This is a genomic window from Streptomyces capitiformicae (genome assembly GCF_002214185.1).
Taxonomy (GTDB): domain Bacteria; phylum Actinomycetota; class Actinomycetes; order Streptomycetales; family Streptomycetaceae; genus Streptomyces; species Streptomyces capitiformicae.
In genome coordinates this window covers 1,071,891-1,090,887 of the sequence record NZ_CP022161.1, presented here as the reverse complement: position 1 = coordinate 1,090,887, position 18,997 = coordinate 1,071,891, and the positions used below count along the sequence as shown (strand labels likewise).

Sequence of the window (18,997 nt, the reverse complement as noted above, 5' to 3'; positions counted from 1 at the left end):
CGGCCTGCCGGGATCAACCGTAAGTGCATCTGAAGTCTTTGGAGTGACCCGTGGCTGCCAACTGCGACGTCTGCGGCAAGGGGCCGGGCTTCGGCAACAACATCTCGCACTCGCACCGCCGTACGTCCCGCCGCTGGAACCCGAACATCCAGCGTGTGCGTACCGTGGTCGGCGGGACGCCGAAGCGCGTGAACGCTTGCACCTCGTGCATCAAGGCCGGCAAGGTCTCGCGCTGACGCTCAGCTAGCGCGCGGCCACTGCTGGTTCGCTGCACAGAGCCGGTCCACCGAACAGTGGGCCGGCTTTTTGCCGTGCCTGCACCCTTCCTGTACTGGCACAATCCAGTGAATGCGGTTCGGCATCCTCGGTCCCCTCGACATACGCGCCGACGACGGCACTTCGGTGGACCCCGGTGGCCTCCGCCCCCGCGCCCTGCTGACGCTGCTGCTCCTCGACGCGGGCCGTTCGGTCTCCACCGAGCGCCTGACCGGCGGCGGCCTGTACGGCACCGAGCCACCCGCCGGAGCCGCGGGCGCACTCCAGTCCCAGATCTCCGGCCTGCGCAGGCGCCTGGGGCCACACACGGCGCACACGGCGCACACGGCGCACACGGCGATCGAGGCCACGCCCGTCGGCTACCGCATCACCACCCCGCCCGACGCCGTCGACGCCCACCTCTTCGAGTGGCTGTGCGGCGAAGGGCGTACCGCGCTCGCGGCCGGGGACCATCCGCAGGCGGCGGCGCGGCTGCGCGAGGCACTCGCCCTGTGGCGCGGACCCGCGCTGCCCGACCTCCCGGACGCGCATGCCGAGGTGGCGCGGCTCGACGAACTGCGGCTGGCCACCGTACAGGACCGGATCGAGGCGGACCTCGCGCTCGGCGGCGGCCCCGAACTCGTCCCCGAACTGCGCTCGCTGCTCGCCGCGCATCCGCTGAGCGAGCGGCTGTACGGGCAGCTGATGCGGGCCCTGTACGCGCGTGGGCGGCCCGCGGAGGCGCTCAAGGCCTACGAGCAGGCCAGGCACACCCTCGCGGACGAGCTGGGCACGACCCGTCGCTCGAACTCTCCGCGCTCCACCTCGAACTGCTGCGCGGCGACGGCCCGGCCCCACTCCGACACCGCGTACCGGTCCAACTCACCCGTTTCATCGGCCGGGACACCGAGCTCGCACGCATCGCGGCGCTCCTCACCGCCCTGGCGGGCGGAGATCACCGTACGGCGTTCGCCGCGTACGAGTCGCGGATCCGGGACTTCGCCAAGGGCTGCCAGAAGACCTCGGGCAACGCGGGCCCGTTCTTCGCGCCGCCCACCGAGCGGCGGATCCGCAGCCGGGACCGGATGTACCGCCTGCTCGCCTCCCGCCCGCTGGCGGCCTTCTTCAAGCGGCTCACCGAGAAGTCGGCGACGAACATCAAGCTCCCGGCGTACCCCCGGTGAATGCCCACCCGTGAGCCACGGGGCCGATCCCCCCGCCAAGTGCGAACCCGGCGGCGATCGCCCCGGTGACGTACTCCTTGGCTGCCGCCACGGCCTCCGGCACGGACTGGCCCTTCGCGAGCTGCGACGCGATCGCGGAGGCGAGAGTGCAGCCCGTGCCATGGGTGTGCCGGTTGTCATACCTCGGGGCCCGCAGCCAGTGCTCCTCCGAGCCGTCGGTCAGCAGATCGACGGCTTCTCCCGGCAGATGGCCGCCCTTGATCAGCGCCCATCGGGGCCCGTACGCGAGCACGGCCGCCGCGGCTCGCCTCAGATCGTCCTCCGACTGGACACGTACGCCGGTGAGTTGGGCCACCTCGTCCAGGTTGGGCGTGGCGACGGTGGCGACGGGCAGCAGCTTCGTCCGTACGGAGTCCAGCGCGGACGCAGCCAGCAGGGAGTCCCCGTGCTTGGACACCCCCACCGGGTCGACGACCGCCGGGGCATCCGTGCCGCCGATCAACTCGGCCACCGTTTCGACCAGTTCGGCCGAGGCCAGCATGCCGGTCTTCACGGCCTGTACGCCGATGTCGTCGACGACACTGCGGTACTGGGCGCGGACCGCCTCCACCGGCAGCTCCCAAGCACCCTGCACACCAAGGGAGTTCTGCGCGGTGACGGCAGTGATCACGCTCATCCCGTGCACGCCGAGCGCGAGCATCGTCTTCAGGTCGGCCTGGATCCCGGCCCCGCCGCCGGAGTCGGAACCCGCCACCGTCAGAACCCTGGGCGGGGTCATGACTCGATGTCCCCGAAGTGGTCCCAGCCGCCCTTGTTCGTCCAGGGCGCCCCGTCCACGGTCACCTGGGGCAGCGCCGAGGGGTTGAGGACCTCGCCGATCACCTTCCAGCGGGCGGGCAGCTTCACATCCGGCGGGAAGGTCGCCACGATCGCGTGGTCCTCGCCCCCGGTGAGCACCCACTGGATCGGGTCGACACCGACGGCCTGCCCGATGTCGTTCATCTGGGAGGGGATGTCGATCGCGCCGGAGCGGATGTCGATCCGGCACTTGCTCGCCTCCGCGATGTGCCCCAGGTCGGCGATCAGCCCGTCGCTCACGTCGCACATCGCGGTCGCGCCGAGTTCGGCGGCCGCGGGCCCCGCGTGGTACGGCGGCTCCGGGCGCCGGTGGGCCTCCACGAAGGCGCGCGGCGAGCGGAAGCCACGCGAGAGCACCGCGTGCCCGGCGGCGGACCAGCCGAGCCAGCCGGTGACGGCCACGACGTCCCCGGGCTGGGCGCCCGCCCTGGTCACGGGCTCGTGGTTGCGCAGATCACCGAGCGCGGTGATGGAGATCATGATGGTGTCACCGCGCACGACGTCACCGCCGACCACGGCCGCCCCCGCGACCTGGCACTCGTCACGCAGGCCGTCCATCAGCTCGGTCGCCCAGGTCACCGGGAGTTCGACGGGCGCGACCAGGCCGAGGAGCAGCGCGGTGGGTACGGCGCCCATGGCGGCAATGTCCGCGAGGTTCTGCGCGGCCGCCTTGCGCCCGACGTCGTACGCCGTGGACCAGTCCCGGCGGAAATGCCGTCCCTCCAGGAGCAGGTCGGTGCTCGCCACGACCCTGCGGTCCGGCGCGGCCACCACGGCGGCGTCGTCGCCGGGGCCGACCCGGACCGCGGGGGTGGTGGTGAGCCGGGAGGTGAGCTCCCTGATGAGCCCGAACTCCCCCAGCTCTCCCACGGTGCCCTTCATCGTCGTATCGCCCCTTCTTGTGCCGCTTCCAGTGTCGCCCGCGCCCGGTCGCGAGCGGTTCTCGTCCTCGGTACGATCGCGCCGACCGTCACCTTCCGTCGCCCCCGCGCCCCGGTGTGCGCGGCGCGGCCTCCACAGGTCTCCCCGTGGCGCGTGACGACGCGATACCGTGGCGTTCCTTTTCCCCACATGATCCTCGTGGCCGCCCTGGAGGTTCCGTGGTACAGGCGTACATCCTGATCCAGACGGAGGTCGGCAAAGCGTCGACCGTCGCCGACACGATCAGCAAGATCCCTGGGGTCATCCAGGCCGAGGACGTGACGGGTCCGTACGACGTCATCGTGCGCGCCCAGGCCGACACCGTCGACGACCTCGGCCGACTCGTGGTCGCAAAGGTCCAGCAAGTGGACGGCATCACCCGCACCCTGACCTGCCCGGTCGTACACCTGTAGCCCCCGTCTACCCTTTGGCCGGTGAACTCCTTGCGTCACCGGCACCCCGCTCGCTTCGGGCTGCCCGTCCTGGCCGTGTCGTTGATCGCCGTCTCGGGCTGCTCCTCAGCAGACGACGGCGGATCAGCGGCGGTTCCCAGCGCTGGGGCTGCCGCCACGAAACTGTGCCAGAAGCTGGACGGGGCCCTGCCGCGAGAAGTGGACGGTCTCAGCCGCCGGGATCCTCAGCCGGCCTCCGAGCTGACGGCACGCTGGGGCGACGCGGTGATCATACTGCGCTGTGGTGTGCCCCAGCCGCCGAAGATGGTCGACCCCAGGGTGGCCGAGGGGCGCGACGCCGATGCGGTGGCGGGGGCGGTGGACGGGGTCGACTGGCTGATGGAGAAGCGGGACGACGGGTCGTATCGCTTCACCACGGCGAATCGCTCCGCGTATGTCGAGGTGACGGTGTCGGCTGAGAGGGCCGGGGAGGACACCTCGCCGATCCTTGTGGGGCTTGCACCGGCGATCAAGAAGACGATCCCTGAGGGGATTGCCTCCTGAGGGGTGCCTCGGAAGGCCGTCGGGAGGCTGCGAGTCCGTCGTGGCTGGTCGCTCCCCCAGTCTCGGCTTCGCTCGACCGGGGGGACCCCCATCGCGGCGGAGCCGCAATCGACACAGCCCCGCGCTCGTGAAGGGGCGCAGCCCCTTTCCTCAGCGCAGCCCCGTCGACCTGCTCAGCGCCGCCTGGATCAGGCGGTCCACCAACTCCGGGTACTCGATTCCCGTCGCCTTCCACATCGCCGGATACATCGAGATCGGCGTGAAACCGGGCAGCGTGTTGATCTCGTTGATCACAAACTCCCCGTCCTCCGTGAGGAAGAAGTCGGCACGCACCAAACCCTCACACGACGCCGCCTCGAAGGCGTCCACCGCCAGGCGCTGGACCTCCGCGGTCTCCTCCGGCGTCAGCGGTGCCGGCACGATGCCCGGGGTCGAGTCGATGTACTTGGCCTCGAAGTCGTAGTAGGCGTGGGCGTCCGGCGGCGGGATCTCCGCCGGAACCGAAGCGCGAGGGCCGTCCTCGAACTCCAGCACCCCGCACTCGATCTCACGGCCGCGCAGCGCCGCCTCGACGAGGATCTTCGGGTCGTGGCTCTGGGCCTCCGCGATCGCCTCGTCCAGCCCCGACAGGTCGTCGACCTTGGTGATGCCGATGGAGGAGCCCGCGCGGGCCGGCTTCACGAAGAGGGGCCAGCCGTGCTCGCCGGCGAAGTCGATGATCTTCTTGCGGGCGGCGGACTCGTCGAGCTGCCACTCGCGGGGCCGGATCACCACGTACGGGCCGACCTTGAGCCCGAAGGAGGTGAACACCCGCTTCATGTACTCCTTGTCCTGGCCGACGGCCGAGGCGAGGACGCCCGAGCCGACGTACGGGACGCCGGAGAGCTCCAGCATGCCCTGGAGGGTGCCGTCCTCGCCGTACGGGCCGTGCAGGACGGGGAAGACGACGTCGACCTCGCCGATCGCCTTGGGCACCGAACCGGGCTCGCTGTAGACGACTTCGCGGTTGGCCGGGTCGATGGGAAGCACCACGCCGCCGTCCCTCGACTCCGCGAGTTCCTCGACCTCCGGCGTACGGCGGTCGGTGATCGCCATGCGCTCCGGTTCGTCGGCGGTGAGCGCCCAACGGCCGTCCCGGGTGATACCGATCGGCAGGACGTCGTACTTCGTCCGGTCGATGGCCCGCAGGACGGCGCCGGCCGTGACGACGGAGATCCCGTGTTCCGAGCTGCGGCCGCCGAAGACGACGGCCACGCGCGGCTTGCGGGACGGCTGCTCAGGGCTCTGGGGGAGGTTCTCGGTGCTCATATCGCGTTGAGAGTACCCGTTGGTAGGGCGGCAGTCAGCGCCCGCACGGCCGGTTTCGATCAGCGTCGCTCCGGCTTGGCGGAGCGCGACATCATCTCCTTGAGGGCGACGACCGGCGGCTTGCCGTCGTGGACGATGTCGACGACCGTCTCCGTGATGGGCATGTCGACGCCGTGCCTACGCCCCAAGTCGAGTACCGACTCACAGGACTTGACGCCCTCGGCGGTCTGCTTGGTGACCGCGATGGTCTCTTGCAGGGTCATGCCCTTGCCGAGGTTGGTGCCGAAGGTGTGGTTGCGGGAGAGCGGCGAGGAGCAGGTCGCCACCAGGTCGCCGAGGCCCGCGAGTCCGGAGAAGGTGAGCGGGTCGGCGCCCATCGCGAGGCCGAGGCGGGTCGTCTCGGCGAGGCCGCGGGTGATCAAGGACCCCTTGGCGTTGTCGCCCAATCCCATGCCGTCCGCGATTCCGACGGCGAGACCGATGACGTTCTTGACGGCGCCGCCCAGTTCGCAGCCCACCACGTCCGTGTTGGTGTACGGGCGGAAGTACGGCGTGTGGCAGGCGGCCTGGAGCCGCTGGGCGACCGCCTCGTCGGTACAGGCAACCACGGAGGCGGCCGGCATGCGGGAGGCGATCTCGCGGGCCAGGTTGGGCCCGGTGACGACGGCGATACGGTCCTGGCCGACCTTCGCGACATCCTCGATGACCTCGCTCATCCGCATGGCGGAACCGAGTTCGACGCCTTTCATCAGCGAGACGAGGAGGGTGTCGGGGGCCAGCAGGGGAACCCATTCGGCGAGGTTGGCGCGCAGGGTCTGGGACGGCACGGAGAGGACCGTGAAGTCGGCGTCGGCGGCGGCCTCGGCCGGGTCGGTGGTGGCCCGCACGTTCTGCGGGAGCTCGAGGCCCGGCAGGTAGTCGGTGTTGGTCCGGGTGGAGTTGATCGCGTCCGCGACCTCCGGACGGCGCGCCCAGAGTGTGACCTCGCACCCCGCGTCGGCGAGCACCATGCCGAAGGCCGTGCCCCACGAACCGGCGCTGAACACGGCCGCCTTGACCGGCTTGCTCACTTGCCCTGCCCCTCTTCCTGACGTTCCTCTTCCCGCAGGGCTCCATTGTGCTGGTCGGGCCGCCGGTGCTCGACCGCCGCGGCCGTCCGGCGCCGCTGCTCGATGCGTTCGTGCTTCGGGTCGTACGGCGTCTTCGGTGCCTTCTCGCCGCGGATGTCCTCCAGCTGCCGGGTGATGGCGGCCATGATGACCTCCGTCGCGTCCTTCAGCAGGTCGGGGGTCATCTCCTTGCCGTAGAAGCGGGAGAGGTCGACGGGCGGACCGGCGAGCACGTGGTGGGTCTTGCGCGGAAGGACGTTGAGCTTCTTGGCGTACGGCGGCAGCAGCTCGTTGGCGCCCCACTGGGCGACGGGGATCACCGGGCACCTGGTCTGCAGCGCGACCCGCGCGGCCCCGGTCTTGCCGGTCATGGGCCACTGGTCGGGGTCCCGGGTGATGGTGCCCTCCGGGTAGAACGCGACGCATTCACCGCGCTCCACGGCGTCGATCGCGGCCCGGAAAGCGCTCAGCGCGTCCGTGGTCTCGCGGTAGACGGGGATCTGTCCGGTGCCGCGCATGACGGCGCCGATGAATCCTTTCCCGAAGAGGCCGCTCTTCGCGAGAAATCGCGGAACGCGGCCACTGTTGTACTGATAGTGGGCGTACGCAAAGGGATCGGCATGCGAATTGTGGTTCACCGCGGTGATAAATCCACCCTCAGCCGGAATGTTCTCCATTCCACGCCAGTCCCGCTTGATCAGCACCACCAGTGGCGGTTTGGCGATCACCGCGGCGAGGCGGTACCAGAAGCCGATTCTGCGGCGGGGCACGCGGACACCTTCCTCTAGGACTTCCCAGGGCCTGCTCCGGGGGGCGGAGCCGCACAAGTGTCGCCCCGAGCCGCCGGTATGTCGAGAACACCGTACGCCCCGCCCTGCGGGCCTCCCGTGTGGCCAGGCGACAATGACCGCGACAAGAGAAGGACGGAACGCTCGTGCAGTGGACCCTGGTCGTACCCGTGAAGCCCCTGGCCCGGGCCAAGAGCAGACTCGCGGACACCGCCGCCGGCGGGGTGCGCCCCGGCCTGGCCCTCGCCTTCGCCCAGGACACGGTGGCGGCGGCCCTGGCCTCCACGGCGGTCCACGGTGTGGTGGTCGTCACGGACGATCACCTGGCAGGCCGCGAGCTCGCCGCCCTCGGCGCCCGTATCGTCCCGGACGACCCGCAGGCCGACCCGGCGGACGGCCTGAACGCCGCTCTGCGGCACGCGGAGGCCCTCCTGCGCACTGTGCGCCCGCGAAGCCCTCTGGCGGCCCTGAACGCCGACCTACCGGCTCTGCGCCCCACGGAACTGACCCGAGTCCTGGAAGCCGCCGCCGCATTCCCCCGCGCCTTCCTCCCGGACGCCGCCGGTACCGGCACCACCCTGCTCGCCGCGACCCCCGGCCGCGCCCTGCGCCCCGCCTTCGGCCCCGACTCCCGGCTGCGCCACCGCCGCTCGGGCGCGACGGAACTGACCGTGGACGAGGCCGACTCCGTACGCCAGGACGTGGACACCGGCGACGACCTCCGCGCAGCCCTCGCCCTGGGCGTCGGCCCCCGTACGGCCGCCGCGGCCGCGCGCCTGCTCATACCCGGCCAGTAGGCTGCGCCCATGCAGGCGACCGCGTACACCTACGACCCCGAGACCCGCTCCGGCCAGGTCCTCCTCGACGACGGCACCCCCGTCCCCTTCGACACCCGGGCCTTCGACGCGGGCCACCTGCGCCTGCTCCGCCCCGGCCAACGGGTCCGTATCGAGACGGAGGGCGAGGGCACCTCCCTCCGCATCACCTTGATCACCCTGCAGACCCTCTGAGACAAGAGGACATCTGCAGCGCCCCCTTCAGGGGCGCGGGGCCGTATCGATCTGCTGCTCCGCCGCGTGGTGCGAGCAACCGGACACAGCCCGCACCCGCCACAAAGCAAAGCCCCCCACGGCGAACAGGCGACCACACCCCAAAACACCGCGGGCCGGGCTCCGATCAAGGAGCCCGGCCCGGCGCGTGTGAGAGTAACCAGCGCCTCCCGATCAACGGGCGGCGGTCTTCTTCGCGGTCGTCTTGCGAGCCGTCGACTTCTTGGCCGGCGCCTTCTTGGCGGTGACCTTCTTCGCCGGCGCCTTCTTGGCCGTGGTCTTCTTCGCGGCCGCCGCCCCCGTGGTCTTCTTGGCCGCAGCCGTCTTGGTGGTGGCCTTCTTCGCGGTGGTCTTCTTCGCCGCCGTCGTCTTCTTGGCCGCCGTGGTCGTCTTGCGAGCCGTGGTCTTCTTCACCGCGGCCTTCTTCGCGGTCGTCTTCTTCGCCGCCGCCTTCTTGACCGTCGCCGCGGCCCCACCGGTCAGGCTGCCCTTGGGCGCCTTCTTGACCGCGACTTCGCCACCCCGGGGGAGCTTCTTCGAACCGCTCACCAGGTCCTTGAACCCCTGGCCCGCACGGAAACGGGGCACAGAGGTCTTCTTGACCCGAACCCGCTCACCCGTCTGCGGGTTGCGGGCGTAGCGGGCCGGCCGGTCGACCTTCTCGAACGAACCGAAACCGGTGACCGACACCCGTTCACCCGCGACCGTCGCCCGGACGATCGCGTCCAGGACGGCGTCGACAGCGTCGGCGGCCTGCTGACGGCCTCCGAGCTTGTCCGCAATCGCTTCTACGAGCTGCGCCTTGTTCACGTCTTCCCCTTCGGAGATTCGCCAGAACGAAACTGTTCAAGCTTTTTCGCACGTTAGGCAGATATATACCGCAAATCAAACACGAAACGGGCTTATCACCCTTGTGCCGCAACGAACTCGGCGGTCATGGAGCCCTTCAGCGTTCCTCCGCGGGCATTCGCCCCTCGTCGAGGTCCGTCATGAAGCCCTCCAGACGCCTTGCCGCGTCGGCGAGATCGTGCTTGGCCACCGCCGTAACGACCAGCAGCTTCCGGGTCAGCGCCATCCGTACGCCCTCCGGGACTTGCAGTGCGCGCACCCTTGCGTGCGCTTCCTTGAGTTGGCTCGCGACCGCCGCATAGAGCTCGAGTTGGCCGTCGTGTTCCATGCACAGATTGTGCCATCTGGGGCGAGTTGTCGCCTGCGCAGGGGGCAACTACCGTCTCCCGGAGGCATGCCGGGCACCCCCTTCCGATGCCGCACCATGGTGCGCGTACCCCGGCAATCGCCTTTGTAACTAGGGGAGTTGAAACCTTTCTGCACACCACTTCGAAGGCGCGTCACCCCAGACATGGCTGTACCCCCAACCGTGCTCGATTGGGGGTACAGGGGGGTGTCACGGTGGCTGGAATCCGCCTTGCGCGGACCACCCGGACCGGTCGGAGGGGATGGCCGCCGACGAGGTCAGACCTTCAACGTCCTCGGCTTGTACGACGGCCGCTTGGCCTCGTACGCGGCGATGTCCGCCTCGTTCTGGAGGGTGATGGAGATGTCGTCCAGCCCGTTCAGCAGCCGCCAGCGGGAGTTCTCGTCCAGTTCGAAGGCGGCGGTGATCCCCTCGGCGCGCACCTCACGCGCCTCAAGGTCCACAGTGACCTCAGCAGTCGCATCCTTCTCCGTGAGCTCCCACAGCGCGTCCACGGTCTTCTGCTCCAGAACGACTGTGAGCAGGCCGTTCTTGAGGGAGTTGCCGCGGAAGATGTCGGCGAAGCGGGAGGAGATGACGGCCTTGAAGCCGTAGTTCTGCAGCGCCCACACGGCGTGCTCACGGGAGGAGCCGGTGCCGAAGTCGGGGCCGGCGACCAGGACGGTGGCGCCCTTGCGCTCGGGTTGGTTGAGGATGAACGTCTCGTCCTTGCGCCAGGCCTCGAACAGCCCGTCCTCGAAGCCGTCCCTGGTCACCTTCTTGAGCCAGTGGGCGGGGATGATCTGGTCGGTGTCGACGTTGCTGCGGCGCAGCGGGACTGCCCGGCCGGTGTGCGTGGTGAATGCTTCCATGACTCTCAGACTCCAGCGGGCGTACGGGTGTCGGCGTCGGTCAGGTCGGCGGGGGACGCCAGGTGGCCCAGGACGGCCGTCGCGGCGGCGACCTGCGGCGAGACCAGGTGCGTACGGCCGCCCTTGCCCTGCCTGCCCTCGAAGTTGCGGTTGGAGGTGGACGCGGAGCGCTCACCCGGGGCGAGCTGGTCCGGGTTCATGCCCAGGCACATGGAACAGCCCGCGTGCCGCCATTCGGCGCCGGCCTCCTTGAAGACGACGTCCAGGCCCTCGGAGACGGCCTGCAGACCGACCCGCGCGGAGCCGGGGACGACCAGCATCCGTACGCCGTCGGCGACTTTGCGGCCCTTGACGAGCTCGGCGGCGGCGCGCAGGTCCTCGATGCGGCCGTTGGTGCAAGAGCCTACGAAGACGGTGTCCACCTTGATGGAGCGCAGCGGCTGCCCGGCCTCCAACCCCATGTATTCCAGGGCCTTTTCGGCGGCGAGGCGCTCCGAAGCGTCTTCGTACGAAGCGGGGTCGGGGACGGACGCCGAAAGCGGCGCGCCCTGGCCGGGGTTGGTGCCCCAGGTGACGAACGGTGACAGCGAGGCGGCGTCGATGACGACCTCGGCGTCGAACTCGGCGTCCTCGTCCGTCTTCAGCGTCTTCCAGTACGCGACGGCCGCGTCCCAGTCCTCGCCCTCGGGGGCGTGCGGGCGGCCCTTGAGGTACTCGAAGGTGGTCTCGTCGGGGGCGATCATGCCCGCGCGGGCGCCGGCCTCGATCGACATGTTGCAGATGGTCATGCGGGCCTCCATCGAGAGCTTCTCGATGGCGGAGCCGCGGTACTCCAGGACATAGCCCTGGCCGCCGCCCGTACCGATCTTGGCGATGATCGCCAGGATCAGGTCCTTGGCGGTGACGCCCTCGGGCAGTTCGCCGTCGACCGTGATGGCCATGGTCTTCGGGCGGACCAGCGGCAGCGTCTGGGTGGCCAGCACATGCTCCACCTGGGAGGTGCCGATACCGAACGCCAGGCCGCCGAAGGCGCCGTGCGTGGAGGTGTGGGAGTCACCGCAGACGACGGTCATGCCCGGCTGGGTCAGCCCGAGCTGCGGACCCACCACATGCACGACACCCTGCTCGACGTCGCCCAGCGGGTGCAGCCGCACCCCGAACTCGGCGGCGTTCTTGCGCAGCGTCTCCAGCTGGACCCGGGAGACCGGGTCGGCGATGGGCTTGTCGATGTCGAGGGTGGGGGTGTTGTGGTCCTCGGTGGCGATGGTCAGGTCGAGCCGGCGAACCTTCCGCCCGCTCTTGCGAAGACCGTCGAAGGCCTGGGGGCTGGTCACCTCGTGCAGCAGGTGCAGATCGATGAAGAGGAGGTCGGGCTCGCCCTCGGCGCGCCGGACGACGTGGTCGTCCCAGACCTTCTCCGCGAGTGTCCTACCCATCGCTTTCCCTCCGGCCGGCTTGTCCGTGCGCCGGCCCAACTAGAGATCTCGGAGGTGGCGAGCGCGCGGAACCCCCGTCATGTCGCGGTATCGCGCGCCGGCCGCCGGGCTCGCTGGTCGACGAGCCGTTGTCGTCCTTCCAGAGTGGCAAGGTCCACGCGAAATTGAACTTGCGTTTCACAGAGTGAGACGCGAGTATCGTTGCATGGACAACAGTAGCGGCGTCGGCGTTCTGGACAAGGCGGCCCTGGTCCTGAGCGCTCTGGAGTCCGGTCCGGCCACCCTCGCGGGTCTGGTCGGGGCCACCGGACTCGCACGACCCACGGCCCACCGCCTGGCCGTGGCTCTGGAACACCACCGCATGGTGGCACGCGACATGCAGGGCCGTTTCATCCTCGGCCCTCGGCTGGCCGAGCTGGCCGCGGCCGCCGGCGAGGACCGCCTCCTCGCGACGGCGGGCCCGGTGCTCACCCACCTCCGTGACGTCACGGGCGAGAGCGCGCAGCTCTACCGCCGCCAGGGCGACATGCGGATCTGCGTGGCCGCGGCCGAGCGGCTCTCGGGCCTCAGGGACACGGTCCCGGTCGGTTCCACGCTCACGATGAAGGCAGGTTCCTCGGCCCAGATCCTCATGGCCTGGGAGGAGCCCGAGCGCCTGCACCGCGGCCTCCAGGGCGCCCGCTTCACGGCGACCGCCCTCTCCGGCGTACGCCGGCGGGGCTGGGCCCAGTCGATCGGCGAGCGCGAGCCGGGCGTCGCCTCGGTCTCCGCCCCCGTACGCGGCCCCTCCAACCGTGTCGTGGCCGCCGTCTCGGTCTCCGGCCCCATCGAACGCCTCACCCGCCACCCGGGCCGCATGCACGCCCAGGCGGTCATCGACGCGGCGGCCCGCCTGTCGGAGGCCTTGCGCCGCACAGGCTGACCAGGAAGTCCACACGCTCACAAAGAGGCCTGCCTCAACGCCGCGGCAGGCCTTTTTTGTATGAGATCAACTGCAGCCGCGCCCCGAAGGGGCGCGGGGAACTGAGCGAGCAACCACAGTCAACCCGCAGCCGCAGCCACCAGAGCCCGGCACCCACACGGCGCCCAGGCACTCACCTCTTTCCCCGACCGATGAGCGAACCTCTCCTTCGCCGACCTCCCCCTGCCCTCGAGCGGCAGCGTCCCCGTTGCCGCCGCGAGGCCGAACGCCGGCATGTCCGCGTAGATCGACTCGTACGCCCCCTCCGGCACCACGTACGTCTCGTGCCAGAGCCCGACATGCCGCCGGCCCTTCCCCTTCCGCTCCTTGCGGTTGAGCGCCGCCCACGCCACGCGATGGAACGCGTCGGGGGTGTGCGCGTACGCGTAGAGCTTCTCCTTGGACTCCCAGTACTGGACGACGTAGTACGTCCACGGCGAGGCCGTGAGCAGCACCGCGTTCAGCAGCCCCCGGCTCGGGTCCTTCCGCAGTTCCCGCTGCATCCGCGACATCGCCGCGAACACCGGCCCCCAGTGGTGCACGGCCGACTCCCCCTACCGGTGACCCTATTGGGTAGCGGCACTATCCGAGGACCCATGCTTGGATAGTTCCACTAGCCAAGGAAGGGCGCAGACAGTGCGACTGGCCGAGTTGAGCGAACGCAGCGGCGTGTCCACCGCGACGATCAAGTACTACCTGCGCGAAGGGCTGTTGGCGCCCGGCCGTCAGATCAACGCGACGACGGCCGAGTACGACGAGGAGCATCTGCGCCGGCTGCGGCTGGTGCGGGCGTTGATCCAGGTGGGCCGGGTGCCGGTGGCGAACGCCAAGGAGGTCCTGAAGCATGTGGACGACGACTCCCTGGGCCGCACGATCCGGCTGGGGGCGGCCCGGTGGGCGTTGCCCCAGGCTCCCGACCCGGACGGCGAGGACCCCATCACGGTCGCCGCGCAGGCAGAGGTGGACCGGCTTCTCGGGATCCTCGGCTGGGAGTCCACGAGGGAGATCGGCGGCCTGTCTCCGGTGCACCGTTCACTGGTGGCCCTGGTAGCCGCACTGAAGCGGCTCGGTTATCCGTGCGACGCCGAAACCATGGCGCCCTACGCCGAGTTGATGCACGAGGCGGCCCGGCGGGACCTGGATCACATGGAGACCTATGAGTCCGACACGGAGAAGGTCGAGGTGGCGGTGTCGTCGGCGGTGCTCTTCGAGCCGGTGTTGCGGGCGTTGCACCGGTTGGCACAGGAGGAGGAGTCGGCGCGCCGGTACGGCATCGAGTAGGCCTGGGTACGAGAAAGGCCCCCCACCGAGGTGGGGGGCCTTTCGTCGACGTACCCCCGACCGGATTCGAACCGGCGCTACCGCCTTGAGAGGGCGGCGTGCTAGGCCGCTACACAACGGGGGCATGGAGCCTGCGTTTCCGCAGGTCCGAGCTGGTCTACCTGGACTCGAACCAAGACTAACTGAACCAGAATCAGTCGTGCTGCCAATTACACCATAGACCAATGTGGTTTAGACCAGACAGTACCCCCGACCGGATTCGAACCGGCGCTACCGCCTTGAGAGGGCGGCGTGCTAGGCCGCTACACAACGGGGGCCCTAGCGATCCTGCGTCGAGGTCGGTGGGAGCTACCCGAGCCGTCCTCGCGGGAAGGATCTGTACCCCCGACCGGATTCGAACCGGCGCTACTGCCTTGAGAGGGCAGCGTGCTAGGCCGCTACACAACGGGGGCTTTGCGGATCTGATCTCCGCATATGCAGATAAGCTCTGCGAGCTGGCCTACCTGGACTCGAACCAAGACTAACTGAACCAGAATCAGTCGTGCTGCCAATTACACCATAGGCCACTGGAACGCAAGCCCCTGAAGGGATCTTGTTCTAGCTTGCTCCGTCAGTTCCGGCCTTTCGGCCCGCTCCCCGGCGGCGCAGGAAGAACATTACCCGAAGGTGGACGGCGCTCCAAAACGACTATCCGTGCCGAGGATCGCGGGCAGTTCGGCGAGGGTGGCGATCCGGTGCGGACCGGCGGGCGGTTCGACGGTCGCGTACGCGCCGCCGCGGTCGATCCAGACGGACAGCAGACCGGCGTCGGCGGCACCCCTCCCGTCGATCTCCGGATGGTCGCCGACGTACGCCACCTCGTGCGGCGGCAGCTCCAGCGCCTCGCAGGCGGCGTGGAACGCCTCGGCGGCCGGTTTGTGGACGCCCAGCTGTTCGGCGCACAGCACCGTCTCGAAGCGGTCCCACACGCCGAGGGTGCGCAGTTTGCGCTCCTGGACGGGGAGGCTGGAGTTGGAGAGGACGGCGTGCCGGTGGCTGGCCGCGAGGGCGTCCAGGACAGGAAGGACGTCCGGGAAGAGGGCCCAGGCGCGCTCGTAGTGGGCGATGTAGCGCTCGAACCAGTCGTCCGCCTCCGCGTCGGTCAGCAGCGGCTCCCCGAGGAAGTCCCGTACACGGTCGCGCCGCGTGGCCTCCCAGTCGCCCTCGCCCGCCGCGTACCGCCGCCAGTGCAGGCTGGTGAGCTCCTTCCAGCGGGCCAGCGCCTGCTCGACGGACTCGTACCCGTGGAGCAGCCCATCTACGGCCAAGTGGGCGCGCATCCCGGTCCGGTCGGCCGTGGTGTAGTCGAAGAGGGTGTCGTCGATGTCCCAGACCACGGCCTTGATGTTCATGGAAACGACCGTAACCGTGAGCAGGGCTCCGTGTACTGCGGATGCCTTAACGTGGTGGGACTGCCGAGTGAAAGACCGAGTCACAGCCATGACCGAGTACCGCGTCCAGTTCACCGTCGAGGCCCGCGCGGCCTACGACGGCCTGCCCGGCGAGCGTCGAGCCCACCTGGACAGGGCTGTGCGGATACTGGCGCGTGATCCCTTCCGCAAGAACGCGACCGCGCAGCTCGGCCCGGACGAACACCTGCGGAAGGCGTACGTGGCCCCCGGCGTGATGCTGGAGTACATGGTCGCGGGAGCCATCATGGTCATCGTCGTACTGGAAATCTTCGACGAGTTCGCGTACCTCATCGACGAGAGCGACACCGTCTGAGAGGAACGTTTGAGGGGCGACACCCGAATCGCCGGGTGCCGCCCCTCACACATGCGCCGGAGTTACGCCGCCAGCTTGGCCAGCGCCGCGTCGATGCGGGCCAGCGTCTTCTCCTTGCCGAGGATCTCCAGGGACTCGAAGAGGGGCAGGCCGACCGTACGGCCGGTGACGGCGACACGGACGGGGGCCTGGGCCTTGCCGAGCTTGAGGCCGTGGGCCTCGCCGGCGGCCAGGACGGCCTCCTTGAGGGACTCGGGCGAGGTCCAGTCGGCCGACTCCAGCTTCTCGCGGGCCGTGCGGAGCAGGGCGTCGCTGCCCTCCTTCATCGCCTTCGTCCAGCTCGCCTCGTCCTCGACCGGCTCCGGCAGGAACAGGAAGTCGACGTTGTCGGTGATCTCCGAGAGGACCTTCAGACGGGTCTGCGCGTGCGGGGCGATCGCCTGCCACTTCGTCTCGTCGAAGTCCTCCGGGGCCCAGGGGGCGAAGGGGGCCTTCAGCCAGGGGGCGCAGCGCTCGGTGAACTCCTTCACACCCAGCATGCGGATGTGGTCGGCGTTGATCGCCTCGCACTTCTTCAGGTCGAAGCGGGCCGGGTTGGGGTTCACGTCGGCGATGTCGAAGGCGGCGACCATCTCCTCGATCGTGAAGATGTCCTTGTCCGCCGAGAGCGACCAGCCGAGGAGGGACAGGTAGTTGAGCAGGCCCTCGGGGAGGAAGCCGCGCTCGCGGTAGAGGTTGAGCGAGGACTGCGGGTCGCGCTTGGAGAGCTTCTTGTTGCCCTCGCCCATCACGTACGGCAGGTGGCCGAACTGGGGCACGGACTTGGCGATGCCCAGCTCCATCAGCGCCTTGTACAGGGCGATCTGACGGGGCGTAGAAGAAAGGAGGTCCTCGCCGCGCAGGACGTGGGTGATCTCCATCAGGGCGTCGTCGACCGGGTTGACCAGCGTGTAGAGCGGGGCGCCGTTCGCGCGGACGATGCCGTAGTCCGGCACGTTCTCCGGGGTGAAGGTGAGCTCGCCGCGGACGAGGTCCGTGAAGGTGATCGTCTCGTCGGGCATGCGGAAGCGGACGATCGACTCGCGGCCCTCTGCCTCGTACCGCTCCTTCTGCTCGGGCGTGACCTCGCGGCACTTGCCGTCGTAGCCGGAGGGCCTGCCGGCCGCGCGAGCGGCGTCGCGGCGCTCCTCCAGCTCCGAGGCGGTGCAGTAGCAGTGGTACGCGTGGCCGGCCTCCAGGAGCTTCTGGGCGATCTCCTTGTAGGTGTCCATGCGCTGCGACTGGCGGTACGGCGCGTGCGGGCCGCCGATCTCGGGGCCCTCGTCCCAGGTGAAGCCCAGCCAGCGCAGGGAGTCCAGGAGCTGCTCGTAGGACTCCTCGGAGTCACGGGCCGCGTCGGTGTCCTCGATGCGGAAGACGAACGTGCCGCCGGTGTGGCGGGCGAACGCCCAGTTGAACAGGGCCGTGCGGACCAGGCCCACATGGGGGTTGCCGGTCGGGGACGGACAGAAACGTACGCGGACGGAGCCGTTAGCCACGCTTGATCACCTTGTTGGTGAGAGTGCCGATGCCTTCGATGGTGACGGCGACCTCGTCGCCGACGGTGAGCGGCCCGACGCCTGCCGGGGTGCCCGTGAGGATGACGTCGCCGGGGAGCAGCGTCATGGCCTCGGTGATGTTGACGATCAGATCCTCGATGGAGTGGATCATCTCGCTCGTACGGCCGAGCTGGCGTTGTGCGCCGTTGACCGTGAGCTGGATGGTGAGGTCGCTCGGGTCGAGGTCGGTCTCCACCCAGGGGCCGAGCGGGCAGGAGGTGTCGAAGCCCTTGGCCCTGGCCCACTGCTTCTCGCGACGTTGGACGTCGCGCGCGGTGACGTCGTTGGCACAGGTGTAGCCGAAGATCACGTCCTTGACGCGGTCGCGCGGGACCTCGCGGCACATGCGGCCGATGACCACGGCCAGCTCGGCCTCGTGGTGCAGTTCCTGCGAGAAGGAGGGGTACTGGATCTCGTCGCCGGGGCCGATCACCGAGGTGGCCGGCTTGAAGAAGGCGAACGGGGCGTCGGGCACCTCGTTGCCCAGTTCCTTGGCGTGTTCGGCGTAGTTGCGGCCGAAGGCGACGACCTTGTTGGGGAGCACCGGCGGCAGCAGCCTGACCTTGCTGACCGGGACCTTCGTACCGGAGAGCTCGAAGTCCGCGAACGGAATGCCCTTGATGATGTCGAGGACGAGCTCGTCCGGCTTGTCGCCCTCGACCGCGCCGAAGGCTACGTTCCCGTCGATGGAGAACCTGGCGATGCGCACGGGATGCTTGCGCCCCTTAACTGAGCTGGCTGGAGTCTGACGCTCCAGGCTAACGCGGGAGGGGCGCCCCTCAGGGTGCCTGCCTCGCGCAATAGACGCCTTGCGTGGCGGCGCGTGCACAAGAAGGGCGCCCTGGTCGTGTGGCCGGGCGCCCTTTTCCCTGTGTTCTCACAGGGACCGTCTCGTATTCACAGGATCCGCCTTGAGCAGCGGGCGAGTCCTGCCCGTACTTGACCGTGCAACTACTCCGCGGCCGGGACCGGGACCTTCATGAGGACGGTCCGGCGCGGGTTGGCGGTCTGGGAGGGGAGGTCGACAGAATGCTCCAGCTCCGGCGTGCGCAGCTCCTCGGCGTCGGCGAGGTGGGCCAGCGTGGTGCGCCGGGGGTTGGCTATCGTGCGGAACATCATCGTCGTCTTCACTGTTGTTCAGGACCTCGTCGTATGCGGGCGCCGGGCCGACCGTAAGAGTCGCCCCACAAGCGCGGGTTGTCGGATTAGCCATCCCTGTAAAGCGTCAGGCTAAACATCGGATTCCCGGGTCAAGGCGTGAAGAAGGCATGATCGGCGTGTGAGTTTGCTCACTCACTCATGGGCAAACCGGGCAATCCGGATCCTCAACCCACTGTGGCAAAACGGGCATTAGTCACCTGAAGCCCGCATTCCGCTCCTGATCATGGCGACTGGGACACCCCGCTCGCGGCGGTGAATCGCAGAACTATGCCCGTTTTGACGGGGAACCCTGTCCACATCC

General features: G+C 69.3%; 22 protein-coding genes, 5 tRNA genes and 3 pseudogenes. 10 read left to right on the top strand and 20 right to left on the bottom strand.

Features of this window, described 5'->3' with window-relative positions; genetic code table 11:
* Positions 1–50: 50 nt before the first annotated feature.
* Both rpmB and CES90_RS04985 read left to right on the top strand, forming a co-directional pair.
* On the top strand, positions 51–236 hold the full coding sequence (rpmB, locus tag CES90_RS04990) for a 50S ribosomal protein L28 (protein WP_003993230.1): 186 nt from the start codon (positions 51–53) through the stop codon (positions 234–236).
* A gap of 112 nt (positions 237–348) precedes the next feature.
* Positions 349–996: pseudogene (locus CES90_RS04985) on the top strand (AfsR/SARP family transcriptional regulator); the annotation flags it as partial.
* Positions 997–1,007: 11 nt separating this feature from the next.
* On the opposite strand, the gene CES90_RS51560 reads toward CES90_RS04985, so the two are convergent.
* Complete coding sequence (locus tag CES90_RS51560; protein ID WP_308437853.1) at positions 1,008–1,214, bottom strand: hypothetical protein; 207 nt, start codon at positions 1,212–1,214, stop codon at positions 1,008–1,010.
* Between CES90_RS51560 and CES90_RS49285 the strand changes: the two are divergent.
* Positions 1,194–1,439 (top strand): annotated as a pseudogene (locus CES90_RS49285) (FAD-dependent oxidoreductase); the annotation flags it as partial. The gene CES90_RS51560 and the pseudogene CES90_RS49285 overlap by 21 nt on opposite strands.
* On the opposite strand, the gene thiD reads toward CES90_RS49285, so the two are convergent.
* Both thiD and CES90_RS04975 read right to left on the bottom strand, forming a co-directional pair.
* Entirely contained in the window at positions 1,414–2,217 is an 804-nt protein-coding gene (thiD, locus tag CES90_RS04980) for a bifunctional hydroxymethylpyrimidine kinase/phosphomethylpyrimidine kinase (RefSeq protein WP_189782532.1), read from the bottom strand. The pseudogene CES90_RS49285 and the gene thiD overlap by 26 nt on opposite strands.
* Positions 2,214–3,179, bottom strand: coding sequence for a thiamine-phosphate kinase (locus tag CES90_RS04975; RefSeq protein WP_189782531.1), 966 nt, complete (start codon positions 3,177–3,179; stop codon positions 2,214–2,216). The genes thiD and CES90_RS04975 overlap by 4 nt, the downstream gene beginning before the upstream one ends.
* A gap of 218 nt (positions 3,180–3,397) precedes the next feature.
* On the opposite strand from CES90_RS04975, the gene CES90_RS04970 reads away from it, so the two are divergent.
* Together CES90_RS04970 and CES90_RS04965 are read left to right on the top strand one after the other, a co-directional pair.
* Entirely contained in the window at positions 3,398–3,631 is a 234-nt protein-coding gene (locus tag CES90_RS04970) for an Lrp/AsnC family transcriptional regulator (RefSeq protein WP_055512560.1), read from the top strand.
* A gap of 21 nt (positions 3,632–3,652) precedes the next feature.
* Entirely contained in the window at positions 3,653–4,174 is a 522-nt protein-coding gene (locus CES90_RS04965; protein WP_189782530.1) for a DUF3515 domain-containing protein, read from the top strand.
* Between the two features lie 150 nt (positions 4,175–4,324).
* Here CES90_RS04965 and CES90_RS04960 read toward each other — a convergent pair whose 3' ends face one another.
* Genes CES90_RS04960 through CES90_RS04950 form a run of 3 tightly spaced genes read right to left on the bottom strand, consistent with a single transcriptional unit; the run spans position 4,325 to position 7,361 of the window.
* The gene (locus tag CES90_RS04960; protein WP_189782529.1) at positions 4,325–5,482 is read right to left on the bottom strand and encodes a D-alanine--D-alanine ligase family protein; all 1,158 of its coding nucleotides are present in this window, start codon (positions 5,480–5,482) and stop codon (positions 4,325–4,327) included.
* A 59-nt stretch (positions 5,483–5,541) separates the two neighbouring features.
* A complete protein-coding gene (locus CES90_RS04955) occupies positions 5,542–6,552 on the bottom strand; it encodes an NAD(P)H-dependent glycerol-3-phosphate dehydrogenase (protein WP_189782528.1) in 1,011 nt (336 codons plus the stop codon).
* Positions 6,549–7,361 carry a lysophospholipid acyltransferase family protein gene (locus CES90_RS04950; protein WP_189782527.1) on the bottom strand — a complete coding sequence of 271 codons (813 nt, stop codon included), beginning with the start codon at positions 7,359–7,361 and terminating at the stop codon, positions 6,549–6,551. The genes CES90_RS04955 and CES90_RS04950 overlap by 4 nt, the downstream gene beginning before the upstream one ends.
* 164 nt (positions 7,362–7,525) lie before the next feature.
* Here CES90_RS04950 and cofC point away from each other — a divergent pair, with 164 nt between their 5' ends.
* Positions 7,526–8,176 carry a 2-phospho-L-lactate guanylyltransferase gene (cofC, locus tag CES90_RS04945; protein ID WP_189782526.1) on the top strand — a complete coding sequence of 217 codons (651 nt, stop codon included), beginning with the start codon at positions 7,526–7,528 and terminating at the stop codon, positions 8,174–8,176.
* Between the two features lie 9 nt (positions 8,177–8,185).
* Positions 8,186–8,389, top strand: a complete 204-nt coding sequence (locus tag CES90_RS04940) for a hypothetical protein (RefSeq protein ID WP_149825371.1) — start codon at positions 8,186–8,188, stop codon at positions 8,387–8,389.
* A gap of 213 nt (positions 8,390–8,602) precedes the next feature.
* Here the strand turns inward: CES90_RS04940 and CES90_RS04935 are convergent, their stop codons facing one another.
* From CES90_RS04935 to leuC, 4 genes are all read right to left on the bottom strand, one after another.
* Positions 8,603–9,238: an HU family DNA-binding protein gene (locus tag CES90_RS04935; protein ID WP_189782525.1), complete on the bottom strand. Its 636-nt coding sequence runs from the start codon at positions 9,236–9,238 to the stop codon at positions 8,603–8,605.
* Positions 9,239–9,374: 136 nt separating this feature from the next.
* Positions 9,375–9,605, bottom strand: a complete 231-nt coding sequence (locus CES90_RS04930) for an SCO5555 family protein (protein ID WP_189782524.1) — start codon at positions 9,603–9,605, stop codon at positions 9,375–9,377.
* Positions 9,606–9,901: 296 nt separating this feature from the next.
* The gene (leuD, locus tag CES90_RS04925) at positions 9,902–10,495 is read right to left on the bottom strand and encodes a 3-isopropylmalate dehydratase small subunit (protein ID WP_189782523.1); all 594 of its coding nucleotides are present in this window, start codon (positions 10,493–10,495) and stop codon (positions 9,902–9,904) included.
* Positions 10,496–10,500: 5 nt separating this feature from the next.
* Entirely contained in the window at positions 10,501–11,931 is a 1,431-nt protein-coding gene (gene leuC / locus CES90_RS04920) for a 3-isopropylmalate dehydratase large subunit (RefSeq protein ID WP_189782522.1), read from the bottom strand.
* Between the two features lie 205 nt (positions 11,932–12,136).
* Here leuC and ndgR point away from each other — a divergent pair, with 205 nt between their 5' ends.
* A complete protein-coding gene (gene ndgR, locus CES90_RS04915; protein ID WP_030577649.1) occupies positions 12,137–12,853 on the top strand; it encodes an IclR family transcriptional regulator NdgR in 717 nt (238 codons plus the stop codon).
* 119 nt (positions 12,854–12,972) lie between these two features.
* Here ndgR and CES90_RS04910 read toward each other — a convergent pair.
* A pseudogene (locus CES90_RS04910) lies at positions 12,973–13,437 on the bottom strand (DUF4188 domain-containing protein); the annotation flags it as partial.
* A 91-nt stretch (positions 13,438–13,528) separates the two neighbouring features.
* Between CES90_RS04910 and CES90_RS04905 the strand changes: the two are divergent.
* Positions 13,529–14,173, top strand: coding sequence for a MerR family transcriptional regulator (locus CES90_RS04905; RefSeq protein ID WP_189782521.1), 645 nt, complete (start codon positions 13,529–13,531; stop codon positions 14,171–14,173).
* Between the two features lie 51 nt (positions 14,174–14,224).
* On the opposite strand, the gene CES90_RS04900 is transcribed toward CES90_RS04905, so the two are convergent.
* The 6 genes from CES90_RS04900 to CES90_RS04875 all read right to left on the bottom strand — a co-directional run bounded on the left by CES90_RS04900 (position 14,225) and on the right by CES90_RS04875 (position 15,564).
* Positions 14,225–14,297: transfer RNA gene (locus CES90_RS04900), tRNA-Glu, on the bottom strand.
* 28 nt (positions 14,298–14,325) lie between these two features.
* Positions 14,326–14,397 (bottom strand) — tRNA-Gln (locus tag CES90_RS04895).
* Between the two features lie 20 nt (positions 14,398–14,417).
* Positions 14,418–14,490, bottom strand: a tRNA-Glu gene (locus CES90_RS04890).
* Positions 14,491–14,552: 62 nt separating this feature from the next.
* Positions 14,553–14,625: transfer RNA gene (locus tag CES90_RS04885), tRNA-Glu, on the bottom strand.
* A 42-nt stretch (positions 14,626–14,667) separates the two neighbouring features.
* Positions 14,668–14,739 (bottom strand) — tRNA-Gln (locus tag CES90_RS04880).
* A 90-nt stretch (positions 14,740–14,829) separates the two neighbouring features.
* Positions 14,830–15,564: an HAD family hydrolase gene (locus CES90_RS04875; RefSeq protein WP_189782520.1), complete on the bottom strand. Its 735-nt coding sequence runs from the start codon at positions 15,562–15,564 to the stop codon at positions 14,830–14,832.
* Positions 15,565–15,652: 88 nt separating this feature from the next.
* Here CES90_RS04875 and CES90_RS04870 point away from each other — a divergent pair, with 88 nt between their 5' ends.
* Positions 15,653–15,937, top strand: coding sequence for a hypothetical protein (locus CES90_RS04870; protein WP_189782519.1), 285 nt, complete (start codon positions 15,653–15,655; stop codon positions 15,935–15,937).
* 62 nt (positions 15,938–15,999) lie between these two features.
* Here CES90_RS04870 and gltX read toward each other — a convergent pair whose 3' ends face one another.
* From gltX to CES90_RS04855, 3 genes are all read right to left on the bottom strand, one after another.
* On the bottom strand, positions 16,000–17,475 hold the full coding sequence (gene gltX / locus CES90_RS04865; RefSeq protein WP_189782518.1) for a glutamate--tRNA ligase: 1,476 nt from the start codon (positions 17,473–17,475) through the stop codon (positions 16,000–16,002).
* A complete protein-coding gene (locus CES90_RS04860; RefSeq protein ID WP_189782517.1) occupies positions 17,468–18,244 on the bottom strand; it encodes a fumarylacetoacetate hydrolase family protein in 777 nt (258 codons plus the stop codon). The genes gltX and CES90_RS04860 overlap by 8 nt, the downstream gene beginning before the upstream one ends.
* A gap of 242 nt (positions 18,245–18,486) precedes the next feature.
* On the bottom strand, positions 18,487–18,666 hold the full coding sequence (locus CES90_RS04855; RefSeq protein WP_189782516.1) for a hypothetical protein: 180 nt from the start codon (positions 18,664–18,666) through the stop codon (positions 18,487–18,489).
* Between the last annotated feature and the right edge of the window lie 331 nt (positions 18,667–18,997).